The organism is Streptomyces sp. NPDC127177 (genome assembly GCF_042672475.1).
In the GTDB taxonomy this organism is placed as follows: Bacteria; Actinomycetota; Actinomycetes; order Streptomycetales; family Streptomycetaceae; genus Streptomyces.
The window spans coordinates 20,428-35,621 of sequence record NZ_JBHXUW010000015.1; the positions used below are offsets into that span (position 1 = coordinate 20,428).

At 68.1% G+C, this 15,194-nt stretch carries 14 protein-coding genes and 2 pseudogenes; 8 read left to right on the forward strand and 8 right to left on the reverse strand.

The window, feature by feature from the left end:
- The first annotated feature begins 11 nt into the window (after positions 1-11).
- A complete protein-coding gene (gene mmsA, locus ACFVJX_RS11845; protein WP_384127183.1) occupies positions 12-1,511 on the forward strand; it encodes a CoA-acylating methylmalonate-semialdehyde dehydrogenase in 1,500 nt (499 codons plus the stop codon).
- A 65-nt stretch (positions 1,512-1,576) separates the two neighbouring features.
- Here the strand turns inward: mmsA and ACFVJX_RS11850 are convergent, their stop codons facing one another.
- Positions 1,577-2,290 carry a VC0807 family protein gene (locus tag ACFVJX_RS11850; RefSeq protein WP_384127182.1) on the reverse strand — a complete coding sequence of 238 codons (714 nt, stop codon included), beginning with the start codon at positions 2,288-2,290 and terminating at the stop codon, positions 1,577-1,579.
- Positions 2,291-2,487: 197 nt separating this feature from the next.
- Between ACFVJX_RS11850 and ACFVJX_RS11855 the strand changes: the two genes are divergently transcribed.
- Positions 2,488-3,081 carry a DUF4291 domain-containing protein gene (locus ACFVJX_RS11855; protein ID WP_384127180.1) on the forward strand — a complete coding sequence of 198 codons (594 nt, stop codon included), beginning with the start codon at positions 2,488-2,490 and terminating at the stop codon, positions 3,079-3,081.
- Between the two features lie 861 nt (positions 3,082-3,942).
- Here ACFVJX_RS11855 and ACFVJX_RS11860 read toward each other — a convergent pair.
- The 3 genes and pseudogenes from ACFVJX_RS11860 to ACFVJX_RS11870 all read right to left on the reverse strand — a co-directional run.
- A complete protein-coding gene (locus ACFVJX_RS11860) occupies positions 3,943-4,806 on the reverse strand; it encodes an immunity 49 family protein (protein ID WP_384127179.1) in 864 nt (287 codons plus the stop codon).
- 168 nt (positions 4,807-4,974) lie between these two features.
- The gene (locus ACFVJX_RS11865; protein WP_384127177.1) at positions 4,975-6,060 is read right to left on the reverse strand and encodes a hypothetical protein; all 1,086 of its coding nucleotides are present in this window, start codon (positions 6,058-6,060) and stop codon (positions 4,975-4,977) included.
- 44 nt (positions 6,061-6,104) lie between these two features.
- A pseudogene (locus ACFVJX_RS11870) lies at positions 6,105-6,209 on the reverse strand (EsaB/YukD family protein); the annotation flags it as partial.
- Between the two features lie 20 nt (positions 6,210-6,229).
- Here ACFVJX_RS11870 and ACFVJX_RS11875 point away from each other — a divergent pair.
- Entirely contained in the window at positions 6,230-6,646 is a 417-nt protein-coding gene (locus ACFVJX_RS11875) for a hypothetical protein (protein ID WP_384127175.1), read from the forward strand.
- 266 nt (positions 6,647-6,912) lie between these two features.
- Positions 6,913-7,050: pseudogene (locus ACFVJX_RS11880) on the forward strand (DUF4291 domain-containing protein); the annotation flags it as partial.
- Between the two features lie 73 nt (positions 7,051-7,123).
- Here ACFVJX_RS11880 and ACFVJX_RS11885 read toward each other — a convergent pair.
- The 3 genes from ACFVJX_RS11885 to ACFVJX_RS11895 form a co-directional block, all read right to left on the reverse strand.
- The gene (locus ACFVJX_RS11885; RefSeq protein WP_384127174.1) at positions 7,124-7,582 is read right to left on the reverse strand and encodes a flavodoxin family protein; all 459 of its coding nucleotides are present in this window, start codon (positions 7,580-7,582) and stop codon (positions 7,124-7,126) included.
- 384 nt (positions 7,583-7,966) lie between these two features.
- On the reverse strand, positions 7,967-8,434 hold the full coding sequence (locus ACFVJX_RS11890; protein WP_384127172.1) for a hypothetical protein: 468 nt from the start codon (positions 8,432-8,434) through the stop codon (positions 7,967-7,969).
- A gap of 200 nt (positions 8,435-8,634) precedes the next feature.
- Positions 8,635-9,177: an AAA family ATPase gene (locus tag ACFVJX_RS11895; RefSeq protein ID WP_384127171.1), complete on the reverse strand. Its 543-nt coding sequence runs from the start codon at positions 9,175-9,177 to the stop codon at positions 8,635-8,637.
- A 339-nt stretch (positions 9,178-9,516) separates the two neighbouring features.
- Here ACFVJX_RS11895 and ACFVJX_RS11900 point away from each other — a divergent pair, with 339 nt between their 5' ends.
- On the forward strand, positions 9,517-9,921 hold the full coding sequence (locus ACFVJX_RS11900) for an SgcJ/EcaC family oxidoreductase (RefSeq protein ID WP_384127170.1): 405 nt from the start codon (positions 9,517-9,519) through the stop codon (positions 9,919-9,921).
- 268 nt (positions 9,922-10,189) lie between these two features.
- Positions 10,190-10,951 (forward strand): hypothetical protein, encoded by a 762-nt coding sequence (locus ACFVJX_RS11905; protein ID WP_384127169.1) that lies wholly within the window; start codon positions 10,190-10,192, stop codon positions 10,949-10,951.
- Between the two features lie 76 nt (positions 10,952-11,027).
- Here the strand turns inward: ACFVJX_RS11905 and ACFVJX_RS11910 are convergent, their stop codons facing one another.
- Positions 11,028-11,447: a GNAT family N-acetyltransferase gene (locus tag ACFVJX_RS11910; protein ID WP_384127256.1), complete on the reverse strand. Its 420-nt coding sequence runs from the start codon at positions 11,445-11,447 to the stop codon at positions 11,028-11,030.
- 182 nt (positions 11,448-11,629) lie between these two features.
- On the opposite strand from ACFVJX_RS11910, the gene ACFVJX_RS11915 reads away from it, so the two are divergent.
- Together ACFVJX_RS11915 and ACFVJX_RS11920 are read left to right on the forward strand one after the other, a co-directional pair.
- Complete coding sequence (locus ACFVJX_RS11915; protein WP_384127167.1) at positions 11,630-14,290, forward strand: alpha/beta fold hydrolase; 2,661 nt, start codon at positions 11,630-11,632, stop codon at positions 14,288-14,290.
- Positions 14,287-15,168, forward strand: a complete 882-nt coding sequence (locus ACFVJX_RS11920; protein WP_384127166.1) for an ABC transporter permease — start codon at positions 14,287-14,289, stop codon at positions 15,166-15,168. Before ACFVJX_RS11915 ends, ACFVJX_RS11920 begins: the two co-directional genes overlap by 4 nt.
- The last annotated feature ends 26 nt before the right edge of the window (positions 15,169-15,194 follow it).

Sequence of the window (15,194 nt, forward strand, 5' to 3'; positions counted from 1 at the left end):
GGAGTCACAGCATGAAGACCGTCAACCACTGGATCGGTGGCAAGACCGTCGAGGGTGCGTCGGGCAACTACGGCCCGGTCACCGACCCGGCCACAGGCGCCGTCACGACACAGGTCGCGCTCGCCTCCCCGGACGAGGTCGACGCCGCGGTGGCCGCCGCGAAGGACGCGTACGCGACATGGGGCACATCCTCGCTGTCCGCCCGCACGGCGGTCCTCTTCCGCTACCGCGCGCTGCTGGACGCCCACCGGGACGAGATCGCCGCGCTGATCACCGCCGAGCACGGCAAGGTGCACTCGGACGCGCTCGGTGAGGTCGCCCGCGGTCTGGAGATCGTCGAGCTGGCCTGCGGCATCACCACCCAGCTCAAGGGCGAGCTGTCCACCCAGGTCTCGACGAAGGTCGACGTCTCCTCGATCCGCCAGTCGATCGGTGTCGTCGCCGGCATCACGCCGTTCAACTTCCCGGCCATGGTTCCGATGTGGATGTTCCCGCTCGCCATCGCCTGCGGCAACACCTTCGTCCTCAAGCCGAGCGAGAAGGACCCGTCGGCCGCCAACCTCCTTGCCGCACTGGCCTCCGAGGCCGGTCTGCCGGACGGCGTGCTGAACGTCCTGCACGGTGACAAGATCGCCGTCGACGGCCTGCTGAACCACCCGGACGTCTCCGTCGTCTCCTTCGTCGGATCCACCCCGATCGCCCGCCACATCCACGCCACCGCCTCCGCCAACGGCAAGCGCGTCCAGGCGCTCGGCGGCGCGAAGAACCACATGCTGGTGCTGCCCGACGCGGACCTCGACGCCGCCGCCGACGCCGCCGTCTCCGCCGCGTACGGCTCCGCCGGTGAGCGCTGCATGGCCATCTCCGCGGTCGTCGCGGTCGGCTCCGTCGCCGACGACCTGGTCGCCCGGATCAAGGACCGCGCCGAGAAGATCAAGATCGGCCCCGGCAACGACCCGACGTCCGAGATGGGCCCGCTGATCACCGCCGCCCACCGCGACAAGGTCGCCTCCTACGTGACCGGCGCCGCGGCCCAGGGCGCCGACGTCGTCCTAGACGGCACCGGCCACACGGTCGAGGGCTTCGAGGACGGCCACTGGATCGGCCTCTCCCTCCTCGACAACGTCTCCACCGACTCGGACGCGTACAAGGACGAGATCTTCGGCCCGGTCCTGTGCGTGCTGCGCGTCGACACGTACGAGGAGGGCGTCGCGCTGATGAACGCCTCGCCGTTCGGCAACGGCACGGCGATCTTCACCCGCGACGGCGGCGCGGCACGCCGCTTCCAGCTGGAGATCGAGGCCGGCATGGTCGGCATCAACGTTCCGATCCCGGTGCCGGTGGGCTACCACTCCTTCGGCGGCTGGAAGGACTCGCTCTTCGGCGACCACCACATCTACGGCAACGACGGCGTGCACTTCTACACCCGCGGCAAGGTCACCACCACCCGCTGGCCGGACCCGGCCGACGCCCCGGCCGGCGTCGACCTGGGCTTCCCCAGCAACCACTGATCCAGCACGCGACTGCAGGGCCGCTCCCCCGGGAGGCGGCCCTGCAGTGGTTCAGGTCCGGCCGCTCAGCGCTCCGCGCCGGCCGCCTCCTCGATCATCCGCTCCATCGGAACGACCGCGGTCCGCCCCGAGACGACGAACGCGATCAGCATCGCGGCCACCAGGACCACCTGGCCGCCCCACACCATCGTCTCGACCGGCACGGTGTACGCGCCCACGGCCCGCACCGCGCACTCACCGAGCAGCGCCACACCCCACACCACCGAGAACCGCGTCTCGGCCCGCCGGAACGAGTCGTCCGGCCCGGTGGAAAGCCGCTGCCAGGCAGCGGACTTGGCCACCTCGCCCCGGGTCAGCCACGGCCGCAGACCGGCCGTCATCATCGGCCGCCCCCGCAGCGCGGACACCAGGATCACCAGCCCGATCGTGCTGCTCACCCCACTGTCCTTGAGCAGCATCAACCGCGGGTCACCCGCCACCAGACTCAGCAGCAGCCCGACCGCGTTGACCGCCACCATCAGTGCCGCAAGGGCGTTGAGCCGCCGCTCCCGCGCCACCCCCCACACGGTCCGCAGCGCCGGCACCACACTGCTCCAGGCCAGCGCCCCGAACGTGCCCAGGCCCGCGGCCTTCAGCACGTAGTACGAGACGAGCGGCACCGCCACATCCACGAGCAACGGCGCCAGGCTCTCCAGCATCGCCCTGCGCGGCGAGAACGGAACGGCGACGACCTGAGCGTCGGCGACAGGTGCGGTGACAGCGGCGGCCGGGCTGCTCATGACGGGTTCCTCCCGTATCGGCGGCGCCCTCGCGGCTCCCGCTCTCGATACGTACAGACTGGCCGCCCGGCCCCGGTGCGCGGCAGAGCCGGGTGTCCTGACCTCCGTATGACGAATGTCAGGGCCCGCGGATGACAAGGACACGGGAACCGGAAACCCGTTCGCGCCCCGCGGACCACCGGTGCTGGGATGTCCACATGACCCAACCGACCCCACCGACCCCGCCCCAGCAGCAGATCCGCGCCCTCCACACCGACACCACCATCACCGTCTACCAGGCATACACCCCGTCCCTCGGCCTCCCCGCCGCCCGCGACGGACGCTTCCCGCCCGCCTGGAAGCGGGACCGCATGACATGGATCAAGCCCAGCTTCCTGTGGATGATGTACCGCTGCGGCTGGGCCCTGAAGGAGGGCCAGGAGACGGTCCTGGCCGTAGAGATCACCCGCGAGGGCTTCGACTGGGCGCTGGCGAACGCCGAACTGTCGCACTACGAACGGGACGTGCACCCGGACCTCGCCACCTGGCAACGCGCCCTGCGCCGTGCCCCGGCCCGCGTCCAGTGGGACCCCGAACGCGACCTCCACCTGAACCGCCTCCCGTACCGCTCCCTCCAACTCGGCCTCGCGGGCGAGGCGTCGGGGCGTTACGCGGACGAGTGGACGGTGTCGATCCGCGATGTCACGCCGCTGGCCCGGGAGATCCATGAGCTGGTGCGGGAGGGGCGGGACGAGGCGGCGGCGCGGTTGCTGCCGGAGGAACGGTGCTACCCGGCACGGCCGACAACCTAGGGGACGTCGGCCCGCCAAAAGCGGGCAGGGGCACCCGGTGGTTCGACAGAGCCGAACGAACGGCTGAGGTCGGCACCCCCGAAGAGGGGACTTGGGCACGTAAAGGGTGTTCCTGTTCACCCCAATGAGCCCGATGTCTCAAACTTTATTAGCTCCGCATTTTACGCCGATCTCGTTGAACTTGGCGACCTCGCTCCGGCGATTCGGCGCATCGCCGAGAGGAATGGGATCGAAGCGGGCTTCATCTCGCCGCCGTCTCAGCATGGATACTCTCGGTTCGGGACCGCTGAGGCTACATCCGACCGAGGGGGATTGTCGTCCTGCTGTCGGCAGAGGTGCGGAGCTTTTCCATTACCTTCGAGGGGAAGGTGATGCCGTGGGCGTACGGAAGTATGGACAGTATCCTTGCTGCAGCTCAATCCATCGGGTTGTGGCGCAGTGGGGTACCCCTCCAGGGATTTCGCGACGAATTCCCGTTCATCGTTTATACTGAACTTGCGCAGGCGTTGGAGTGCGGGGGCCCTGTTGGGACTCAATTGGGAAACGCTCTTGGATGATGAAATATATGTCGAGTGCGTGGATCGGCGTCTGATCCCCTATTCAGGGTGTTTTTTTCGGCACTGTGTTGCTGTCGTCACTTTCCCAGAAAGATCAGCCACCCAGGAGTGCGTCGCCAATTCTCGGAGTCAGGTGCAACATTGCTTCCGAATGTGCGATTACTCGCCCGATCTTGATGGGCTCTACAGGGCTCGACGGCCACTGAGAACGGCTAGGCCAACCTCCGCGCTCCCTGCAGAAAAGGGGTAGCGGGGAAACAGTGGCGATTAATGCTCTTCTCCTCAGGAGGCCGTCAGGAAGGTATCAGACGGGGAACTCCCCGACCCGGCTACGCTGGAGGAGGTGCTGGGGGAGGTATTCGGTTTCGACGTCGATGGGGAAGTCGCCGTCGTAGGCGAGGCATGCGATGGCCAGCGGGCCGACGGCCCAGAGACCGTTAATGTCTTTCTCGCGGTCTTCGTTGTTTGTCCAGTATGTTTTGTGGAGTTCAAGTGCTTCTAGGAGGGCGGTATTGAAGCTGTCCTGGTCGTGTTTGACGAAGTGGTAGAAGAGGTTGATCGGCGGGTACGAGATCTTCTGCAGCCAGTCTCGCGGGGCGATTTCGGTCATGTCCGGGTGGGAGGTCTGCAAGGATGCGGTGAGGGAATCAACCATTTCGGGTTGCTGGCGCAACCAGTACGCCTGCAGGGTGGCTACCCAGTGGTAGAGGTATTCGTCGTGCTGTGCACCGGAGGCGCGCAGCACGACCATCGGCACCTGGCACAGTTCGGTCATCCGCTCCTGGTCGCGGCAGATGACGGCGAAGAAGAAGGCATCGATCCATGCCGGTGCGTTGATGAAGGCCCTGGGGCCGGTCACGGGCAGTGTGCGCATTTCGTGATGGATGCGGCACTCGACGGTGCTGCCGGTGGCAGTCGCGGTCCGGAAGATCGCCGATCCGACTTGCATGGCGTTGACCACGGCTTCCCAGGTTTCGATGCCCGAGCATGTGGGGTCGACAGTTGAGCGGGCGTGGACGCACGTCTGTACGGAGTTCCATAGAGCGTCGAGCATGTGCGGTGACTGTTCGATTGAGCAGATCTCGTCGATAGTTTCTTGGGTCAGGTCACGCGCAAAACCCTCATCGTCGGGCCCAGGTGCGCCGTGGCGAGGGATGGTCATGGTCACGAAAGCTCCCTGATATCGAACTTCTGAGTGGAATATCCAGTGTATGTGCCTGCGTTGTCCTGGCCCCTCACGACGACGTAATCGACCCGACCATCCCGAAGAGCATCTCGCAGATCGGTCGACAATATCCCTTCACTGGGAAACTCGCGCTTTCTCTTCTTCATCTGGTCAAGAATATCGAGGAAGTACGTTCGAGACCCCTGAGAGTAACGTGATCCTTTGACGAGGCGTTCCCCTGGTTTGGTATCCACGTGACTCTTTGCCTCTACGGCGATGAGTCGATCGCCATCCCTGTATACCTGATCGAACTGATCGTTGCCGTTCGCGGGCCCGTGCAGGCGGAAATCGCGTGCAGGCGTGCAACTTCCTCGCCGTACGTTCGCTGGCTTTTGTGGATGTGCTGTGTGGACCCCGGTGCCTTTCAGTCGCTTCATCCAACGCTGCGCGCAGTTCGTCGGTTTGGTGGAGCTTGTACTCTCTCCTGGCATTGCCGTGTTCCACGTGGAACGGGCGGTCTGCGGCGATGGCGTCATGTCTGGCCTTCGCCAATTCGTCGAGCTTCGCGCGCGCCTCTGGGGTGGCCGCCTTGCGCCCGCTTTCCGCCGGGATGTCGTCAAGATAGTCGGGGTGCAGCGGAGGCGCGAGATTCGACTTCGCCACCCAGGTCCCATCGGGCATTTTAACGAGCTGCGGAGGGACGAGGTTCGTCCAGTCGGTGCGAGTATCGCTGAGGCGGTAGCCGTTTTTGCGGTAGTACTCCTTGCGGTACGCGGGGTCGGAATTCGCGCGCTCCACTTGATGTTCCATGATCGCTTGGCGTTCAGCCGGGGTGTATGTGCGTGGATCCCGGGGCTCGGGCAGTCCGCGCCCCGCGGCGGAACCGTGACCTGGTCCGCTGCCGTTGCCCCCACCGTGGTTGCCGCTCTGGTGAGGGATGGCAGGGCCAGTTCCGCCTCCGTGGCCGCCGCTTGTCGGCGTGACGTCGACCCGGCCGCCGGTGGTGGCGTTGTCCGGTGCGCTGAAGCCGGGTGACTGGTGACCGGCCGAGTTCTGAGCGGAGTGCCCCTTGATGACGTCGCTGACCTTCGTCGCGGCCATGCCCGCGCCCTTGGAGACGTACGTCATCGGGTCGACGAACCGGCCCACCTTGCCCGCCGTGGACAGGGCCTTCGCGGCGATGGCGGCTTTCCCGGCGCCGGAGGCCGCGCTGCCCGTGCCGCCGGTGAAGACCGTCGTCAGGACGTTGAACGTCACCCCGCCCGCGGCGCGGGACGGGTTCTCGCCCCACTGGTCCCAGGCGCCCGGTCGTCCAGCAACTGCAGAATGTCCGGCAGGAGCTGTCCGATGGGAGTGTCCGAGGGCAGAACGATGTCGGCCCGGCGTCGCTCGCGGATGAGGGTCACCGTGTTATGGAGATGCGAGGGTGGTCGTGATCGAGCAATCGGCAAAATTCTACCCAGAATGTGGCACTTGTCATCGCGATTGCGATGGCTGGGTTGTGCAGCTGGTCAGGGATGGCAGGCTTCGCTGGGAGGCGGAATGGGTGTGTGGGAACTGCGGATACATCGTCGACGACGATGGTTGGGGTCCAGCCCCGGAAGGTATTCGTGAAATTCTTTTGAATCAATATGGATTCGGCTGTATTCAAGTTTACGCATATGCCGACCATGGCGGGAAACTACTTAAAGCGTTTCGCGACTCTTTTGGTTATTCGATTCAGGAGGCTAAGGGGGCGGCGCAAGATCTCACTAGTGCAGGTTGGCGGGGGACTCAGGTCGAGGCTGCATTTATCTCGAAAATTCTCAGGGGGTCGGGCATTGAAGTGGGGGCGTGCGCGTGATTGATCTCCTCTGTTCGTGCATCAGGTGGGTCTACGTGATCTGCACCTCCCGCGACTACTCAATGGGAAATTTTGGCGACGATGGGGGTGGTGATCAATTCGCTCTTCAAGTCGGAGTGCCGGGGAGGCAGTGGGTGTATCGGCGCTTTCGCTCCCGATCTATGTCTAGTGAGCCCTGGATTTTGACGGAGGAGATTGGTGCCGCTGAGGTAGCTGCTTCCAGAAAGTCCTTGCAACCTGTACGGCTGCGCCCAATACAGCACCCGGTGTCGATCCGCGATGTCACGCCGCTGGCCCGTGAGATCCATCAGCTGGTGCGGGCAGGCGCGGACGACGCGGCGGCCCGGTTGTTGCCGGAGGAGGCGCCGTACGTGGCGCTCGGGTACTGGCCGCGCCCCTGGTAGCCCAGCTACAGATCGTGATCTTGCTGGTCGGGGATGTGGGAAGTCTCCGGAGTGGCATGTATCAGGACACCGGCTACCGCCCGTCCCGCAGTCGCGTGGCGAACGCCCGCGCAGCGGCCAGGTCCCCGTCGTTCGGCCGCTGTTTCTGGATACCGCCGATCAGCTTGAAGGGCATCATGGTGTCCAATGCACGGCACGAGAAGTTGCCGTCCACCTCGAAGCCCTTGCCTTCGAGGAGCCGGACCAGGGAGCGGGTGAAGGGCGCCAGGGGCAGCTCGGGAAGCCCGCTGGTGGCGAACACGAACGCCCGGCCCCGCCCGGTGGGCAGGGCCTTGACGAAGTCGGTCAGGCGGGGGTGGAGCCTCTGATAGAAGACACCCGAGCCGAATCCCACGAGGTCGGCAGCGGCCAGCTCCGCCGGGTCAGCCTCTTCAGGGGAGACGACCTTCGCGCCCAGCACCTGGGCCATGCTGTCGGCGACACGACGCGTATTTCCGTGCGACACGGAGGCGCACACGATGACGACCTTCATCCTCGCGATCCCTTCTTTGGCTTCTATGAAGAAGACAGGGCAGCGGCGTCGGATCTGACACCATCCCAGTGTGATGGCGGTCACATCATGTGGGGATCAGTGTCAATCCTTCGTGATCTCGCTGGTGAGGGTCGTGAAGGTGATGGGGCCGGGGCGCGGGTACGGCCGCCTGTGAAGGGCTCGATATCGGATCTGCCGCGCAGGAGCTGCCGGACCATCGCGGAGCGGGCCGGGGAAGGAAGGCAGGGAGGCGGGCGGGCAGGTGAGCGCTCCCGAGTGCGACCGTCACCGGCGCGCTCGGCTGCGACTACCCGGGGCGGCCACGCCTGCCTGGTCGCCGACTCCGAGTTACCTCACACGGGGCGACAGCCAAAGGGCTGCGGATTACGGCGGCCCGGGCCGGGACTCCTCGCCGTCGTAGGCGGCCAGCGCAGCCTGGCGACACTCCAGTAGATGGCCGAGGTCCTCGTAGGACGCGTTCTCCTGGGCCAGTGCCAGCATGGCCCTGGCCTCGACCGAGGCCCATGCGTGCCGGGCACGTTTGTTGGCGCGGCGCCTGGTGTCGCTGCGCAGAAAGCCCGCTCCCGCCGCGAACCCGGCAGAGGCCAGAGCGGTGAGGGCGGCGGGAACACGCACGTCCGCCGAGGCCAGTCCTGCCGCTCCTGCCGTGCCCGCGAGCAGCGCCGCGGGGAAGCCGAGGACGATGTCCGTCCTGGCCCAGAACTCGGCCCGGCGGTGGGCGAGTTTCCTCTGGCGTGTCGCTTCGTCTCTCATCCGCTCGATTTCGGCACGCAGGCGGTGTCCGAGATCGTGCGGGCTCTGGCGCGTGGTTCCGTCAGTGGAAGTGGCCATGATGGTATTGCAACACGCCTGCCCCAGAAGGTACTTGGTGAGCACGGACAGCCTTCGGCCGTGACGGGCGTGAGCTTCCCACAATGATGTGGCGCCAAGTCGTTCAGAGTTCGCAGGAGGGCCGGGAGACGTCCTGGCAGTCGAGACCACTCGCGTGGGCGACGTCGCCTCTGCCGCGCCCCTCAACAGCTGGGCCGCGGTCACGCCGTCCGCGCCCCCCACTCCGCAGCCATCACGATCTCCTGGGCGATGTCCACCACCGTCCGGCCGTCCGTCGCCACTCGGAGCGTGTCCGCCGGGGCCCGTGCGTCGAGAAGGCGGGCCTTACGGGTGCTGGCGCGGAGTTCGTGCTCCAGCTCGGAGCCGATCTCGCGGCCTGCGAGGCGGTGGGCCGTCGTCTCGTCGGACGCGGTGAGCAGGATCCGTACCATCCGCACGTCCGCGCCCATCGCGCGCTCGAACATGGCCGCCGACTCGGCCAGCACGCTCACCGTGTTCGTGTAGATGAGGCGGCTGTGTCCCAGGTCCGCGAAGTTGGCCCAGACCGCTGCCAGGTTCCTCGCGGTGATCTGCGCGCAGTGAGGGTCGTCCTCCGGAGCCGGGTGGACCTGGCCCATGAAGTCGCCCTCGATGACGGTGTGAGGGGTCCCCGCCTCCCGCAGCCGTGCCGATACCTCCCAGGCCACGGTGGACTTCCCCACGCCCGCGCGCCCGCCGATGAGCAGTACCTCTGGATGAGTCATGGGGGCAGGGTGCCAGCCCTGTCCGGCGTGGCGCGACGCGATTTCCGGGGCCGGGCGGCGCGTCAGCCCGTCGTGCTGAACGGCCCCGGTATATGGCGAATGCGCCGTCCCCCGGCGCCTTGACGCGATTGTGCCGGGTTCCCGAGTGATCGATTCCCAGGTGCCAGGTGCCAGGTGCCAGGTGCCCGGCCGCAGGCGGCGAGTGGGCGAAGGGCGGGTTGTCCGGTGTGGTCGTTGTGCCGGACGGCGGCGGTCAGCGCGAGAATTCGCCATGAGACGCGGGCGATGGCCTCGCCGGGTCTTGATCTCAACCGTGCTTGAGGTATCACGATGGTCCGCATGAACACGGATTCCACGGCGCGCGCCGAAGACATCGAAGCCGTCAATCAGGTCGTTGCCGCCGTCGAGCACTCCCAGCAGCACAAGGACCCCGACTCGTTCCTCGCGCTCTTTCACCCCGACGCGGTCTGGACGACCGCCCACGGCAAGGTCCTCATCGGCCTCGACGCGATCTCGGAGTTCACCCGGAAGGTGCTCCCCGCGGCCAACTGGGAAGGCAAGGTCAGCTACGAGGTGGTCCACGTGTTCTTCATCCGCCGCGACGTCGCGGCGGTCAAGGTTCGTCAGCGCTACCTGTCCCCGGATGACGAGAGTGAGGGGGCTCCGTTGTACGTGATGAGCAAGCAGGACGATGGCAGCTGGCTGCTGACCGCCTGCCAGAACACGGAGGTCCTCGTCGGCTGATCGATTCGGGAAGATTGGCTGTACGTACGAGGGAAGGTCGTCCAACGGCATTGCTTGAAGCCGGAGTTGGGTGCCCACGCAACCGCACTCCAGGTGGAGACCACCGTGGAGGGCGCCGCCGTTGCCTGGTCGGCGGTCAAAGGGTCCCCAGCCCCGGACTCCACCCTGGGTGCTGCAAGCTGGACCGAGCGCAGCCTCGACACCGGGAGCGCGTACGGCGCGTGTCGTCCCGAGACGCGGCTCAGGGGACGAGCTAGGGGGAGCAGGGATGATTTCCGAACCGGAAATGGCCGGGGAGTTCGACGCGGCGGGCGAAACCGACGTGCTGGACGTGTGCGCCCCGCCGACCCCGCGCCCGCGGGAGCCGCTGGCCCGGGGGCCGTGGACGCGATGGTGGTGGGCGCTCGGCGGGGCCCTGGTCGCGTCGGCACTGTGGGCGACATCCCTGGTCGTGTACGCGCAGGCCGACCGGTCGCCGGACCTGCACGGGTACCGGCTGGACAAGGATCCCTGCCCGGACGTACGGCTGAAGTCGATCGGTGCGGCGATCGCGCCGAGGGAGCCCGCGGGTTCTTTGGACGCGGGCATACTGCGTCACGCCGCGCTCGACCGGGCGCGGTGCTACATCAGTCTCCGGTCGGATAGGGACGGAGGGTCGGACAAGGACGGCTCCCACCAGTACTCGGTGGCCGTCACGATCGCCCTGCACAAGAGGACCGACCCGCGCGAGGAGTTCGAGGCCGAGCGGAACGCGACCGAGCTCGGTGTGGACCCGCAGACCCGGGTGGACGCCGTTCCGGACCTCGGCGACAAGGCCTATCTGCTCTCCCTGGACAACGGGGAGACCGAGCTGCGCGTCCTGGACGGCGGCGCGGTTCTCAGCCTGCGGCTCTCCGTCTTCTTCGTGTACGACCGCACCGACGGCGGCGGCCGGCCTGCCGACGGCGACGAGAAGACCCCGGACCTGAGCGCTTATCAGTCGGCCCTGATCAGTGACATGCGGGATCTCATGTCCACGCTCAAGCACTGAGCCTGTCCACGCTCAAGCACTGAGCCTGTCCACGCTCAAGCACTGAGCCTGTCCACGCTCAAGCACTGAGCCGCACTCACCCCGACGCGTCGAACGCCCACGTCAGCATCGCGAATCCGCCGTCGTCCCCCGCGCCCGCCGAGCGGTACGTCGCCAGCGCGGCCTCGTTGTCGAGGTCGACGCCGACCCACATGTCGTAGCAGCCCCGCTCACGGGCCACCGCGGCCAGGGCACGGGTCAGGGCGGTGCCGATGCCGCGGCGGCGGTAGGGGGCGGCGACCGAGAGTTCGTACAGGCACATCTCCGAGCCCTTGTCGGGGTGCAGCATCTCGATGCCGGACACGAAACCGGCCGGGGCGCCCGCCACGTAGGCGATCACCATCAGGTGGCCGTCCGCGGCGAGGAAGCGGGCCGCCCAGTCCGCGCGGGCCGGTCCGTCGTAGAGGTGCTGGGCGGCCTCCAGCTCGGCGACGGTCGTGGCGCGGCGGATTTCCACCGGGTTGTCCATGCGGGCCTCTCGGAGGTCGGGTCGGGCCGGGTCGAGCCGGGATGGGCCGGGGCGGGGGCGTACATACCGCAGGCGGAGTACGTCCGGGGAGCGCCGTACGCCTTGAGGAGGCCGGAGACCTCCCCCGGGGGGCAGCGTAGACGGGGTCGTGTCCCGCTTAGGGTCGACACATGGACACCCCTCAAGCGCGTACGCCCCGGTGGCGGCGCCTGCTGCCCCGTAACCGAGGCCGGTGGGCGGCCGGTATCGCCGCGCTCGTCGTGCTGGCCGGGGCGGGCACCTGGACCGCCACCGCCGACGACAGCGCGCCGGCCGTGCACCGACAGGACCGGACGATGCGCATCAACGGGGTGACCCTCGACACCTCGTACTTCACCACCGGCGGGACCAAGCGCAGGCCCGCCGTACTGATCGGGCACGGGTTCGGCGGCAACAAGGGCGACAACCGGTCGCAGGCGCAGAATCTGGCCGCCGACGGGTACGCCGTGCTGACCTGGTCCGCCCGTGGCTTCGGCAAGTCCGGCGGGAAGACCTCGATCAACGCACCCGACAAAGAGGTCAAGGACGTCTCCGAGCTGATCGACTGGCTGGCGGACCGGCCCGAGGTGCAGCTCGACGCCGCCGGTGACCCGAGAGTCGGGGTCACGGGCGCCTCCTACGGTGGTGCGCTCTCGCTGCTCGCCGCCGGGTACGACCCGCGCGTCGACGCCATCGCCCCGGAGATGACGTACTGGAACCTCGCCGAGGCCCTCTTCCCCGACGGGGTGTTCAAGAAGCTCTGGGCCAGCCTCTTCGTCACCACCGGCGGTGGCTGCCGGAACCTGGAGAAGCAGCTCTGCGACATGTACCAACGGGTCGCCGTCAGCGGGAAGCCGGACGCAGCCGCCCGCGCGCTGCTCACCGAGCGCTCGCCCAGCGCCGTGGCCGACCGCATCAAGGTGCCCACGCTGATCATGCAGGGGCAGTCCGACTCCCTCTTCACGCTCGGCCAGGCCGACGACATGGCGAAGGCCATCAAGGCGAACGGCGCGCCCGTCTCCGTGGACTGGGTCACCGGCGGGCACGACGGCGGCGACAAGGAGTCCCACCGGGTGCGGCAGCGCGTCGACAACTGGTTCGACCGCTATCTCAAGGACGACAAGGGCGCCGACACCGGCCCCGCCTTCCGCGTCACCCGGACCGGCGGCATCGACTCCACGGACGGGGCCGCTCTCACACGCGGCGCCAGCGATGACACCTACCCGGGGCTGAACAGCGGGGGCGAGAAGATCGAGCTGCGGGGGCGGACACAGACGTTCGCCAACCCCGCCGGGGCCACCCCGCCGTCCATCTCGGCCGTTCCCGGCACCGGCGGTGGGCTCGCCCAGCTGTCCACCCTGGGCGTCGGGCTCTCCGTCGACTTCCCCGGCCAGTACGCCCGCTTCGAATCCGCCCCGCTGAAGACCTCACGCCACATCACCGGCTCGCCGACCGTCCGCGTGAACGTGAAGGCGGCCGAGGGCGACGCCGTGCTGTTCGGCAAGGTCTACGACGTATCGCCGGACGGCAAGCAGCAGGTGCTGCCCCACCAGCTCGTCACCCCTTACCGGATCACCCCCGACCAGCAGGGCAAGCCCCTGGAACTCACGCTGCCCGCCGTCGACCACGAAGTCGACTCGGGCCACCGGCTCCGGCTCGTACTGGCCTCCACCGACCTCGGTTACGCCTCCCCGGCCGCGCCGACCACGTACACCGTCTCCCTCGACGGCCCCCTGACCATTCCCACCGCCCCCGGACTCACGACCGCCTCGGCCGCCCTGTCCTGGTGGACCTGGGGGCTGCCGGCCGCCGCCGTCGTGATCGCGGCCGCCCTGCTGCTCACCATGCGGCGCCGCACCGCCACCCCCGCACCGGACCCGGCGCTCGTCGACGTGCCGCTCCAGATCACCGGGCTGTCGAAGAAGTACGCCAAGTCCGCCGACCGGTACGCCGTGCGGGAGCTGTCCTTCCGGGTGGAGAAGGGGCAGGTGCTCGGGCTGCTGGGCCCCAACGGCGCCGGGAAGACCACCACGCTGCGCATGCTCATGGGGCTCATCACGCCCGACGACGGAGAGATCCGGGTCTTCGGACGGGCCATCCGTCCCGGGGCGCCCGTGCTGTCCAGGGTCGGCTCCTTCGTCGAAGGGGCCGGGTTCCTGCCGCACCTGTCCGGCCGCGCCAACCTGGAGCTGTACTGGCAGGCCACCGGGCGGCCCGCCGAGGACTCGCACATCGAGGAGGCCCTGGAGATCGCCGGACTCGGGGACGCACTGGCCCGAGCGGTCCGCACGTACTCGCAGGGCATGCGGCAGCGGCTCGCCATCGCCCAGGCCATGCTGGGCATGCCGGACCTCCTCATCCTCGACGAGCCGACCAACGGCCTGGACCCGCCCCAGATCCGCGAGATGCGGGACGTGATGATCCGGTACGCGGCCGGCGGCCGGACCGTCATCGTCTCCAGCCACCTCCTGTCCGAGGTCGAACAGTCCTGCACCCACCTGGTGGTCATGGACCGTGGCCGGCTCGTCCAGGCGGGCCCGGTCGCCGAGATCACCGGCTCGGGCGACATGGTGCTCGTCACCTCGGCCGACGAGCTCACCGAACCCCTCGTGGAGAAGATCGCCGCACTGCCGGGCATCGGCTCCGCCGTCCGCGCGGACGACGGGCACGGGCTCCTCGTCCGCCTCGACGGGGCGACGTCCCCCCAGCTGGTCGCCGAACTGGTGCGGCTGGACGTGCCGTTGACGGGTGTCGGTCCGCACCGCCGCCTGGAGGACGCGTTCCTCACCCTGATCTCCGGAGGCTCCGCATGAGTACCGCAGCAGAAGTCACCGAGGCCCCGGAGGCCCCCGGATACCGTGCCCGGCGCACCCTTCCCCTGCGGGTGGAAGCGATGCGGCAGCTGCGCCGGCGGCGCACGATGCTCATGGGCGGCGTGCTGGGCGCGCTGCCGTTCATCCTGATCATCGCGTTCGCGATCGGCGGCACCCCGGGCGGCGGCGGGCAGGGCGGCAGCGACCGGCTCACCCTGATGGACACCGCGACCCAGTCCGCCGCCAACTTCGCCGCGACCTGCCTGTTCGTCTCGGCAGGTTTCCTGCTCGTGGTCCCGGTGGCGCTGTTCTGCGGCGACACCGTCGCCTCCGAGGCCAGTTGGTCCTCGCTGCGCTATCTGCTCGCGGCGCCCGTGCCCCGGTCACGGCTGCTGTGGAGCAAGCTCGTCGTGGCGCTCGGTTTCAGCCTGGCCGCGATGGTGCTGCTACCGCTCGTCGCGCTGGCGGCGGGAGCTGCCGCGTACGGCTGGGGGCCGCTCCAGCTGCCCACCGGCGGTGCGCTCGCCACAGGGGACACCGTGCCGCGGCTCGCGCTCGTCGTCGCGTTCATCTTCGTCTCCCAACTCGTCACCGCGGGGCTGGCGTTCTGGTTGTCGACCAGGACGGACGCCCCGTTGGGCGCGGTCGGCGGCGCGGTCGGGCTGACCATCGTCGGCAATGTGCTGGATGCCGTCACCGCCCTCGGCTCCTGGCGCGAGTTCCTGCCCGCCCACTGGCAGTTCGCCTGGGCGGACGCACTCCAGCCCGGGCTGGAGTGGGGCGGCATGGTGAAGGGCGCGGCGATCTCGGTGACGTATGCCCTGATCCTGTTCGCTTTCGCCTTCCGCGGGTTCAGTCGTAAGGACATCGTGTCCTGACCCTGATATTCCGCTGAACTCCCGTC

Coding starts and splice junctions, on each gene's coding strand:
- ACFVJX_RS11915 (WP_384127167.1), top strand. CDS start 11,630: ATGGACACCCCTCAAGCGCGTACGCCCCGGTGGCGGCGCCTGCTGCCC.
- ACFVJX_RS11895 (WP_384127171.1), bottom strand. CDS start 9,177: ATGACTCATCCAGAGGTACTGCTCATCGGCGGGCGCGCGGGCGTGGGG.
- ACFVJX_RS11920 (WP_384127166.1), top strand. CDS start 14,287: ATGAGTACCGCAGCAGAAGTCACCGAGGCCCCGGAGGCCCCCGGATAC.
- ACFVJX_RS11890 (WP_384127172.1), bottom strand. CDS start 8,434: ATGGCCACTTCCACTGACGGAACCACGCGCCAGAGCCCGCACGATCTC.
- ACFVJX_RS11855 (WP_384127180.1), top strand. CDS start 2,488: ATGACCCAACCGACCCCACCGACCCCGCCCCAGCAGCAGATCCGCGCC.
- ACFVJX_RS11905 (WP_384127169.1), top strand. CDS start 10,190: ATGATTTCCGAACCGGAAATGGCCGGGGAGTTCGACGCGGCGGGCGAA.
- ACFVJX_RS11885 (WP_384127174.1), bottom strand. CDS start 7,582: ATGAAGGTCGTCATCGTGTGCGCCTCCGTGTCGCACGGAAATACGCGT.
- ACFVJX_RS11900 (WP_384127170.1), top strand. CDS start 9,517: ATGAACACGGATTCCACGGCGCGCGCCGAAGACATCGAAGCCGTCAAT.
- ACFVJX_RS11850 (WP_384127182.1), bottom strand. CDS start 2,290: ATGAGCAGCCCGGCCGCCGCTGTCACCGCACCTGTCGCCGACGCTCAG.
- mmsA (WP_384127183.1), top strand. CDS start 12: ATGAAGACCGTCAACCACTGGATCGGTGGCAAGACCGTCGAGGGTGCG.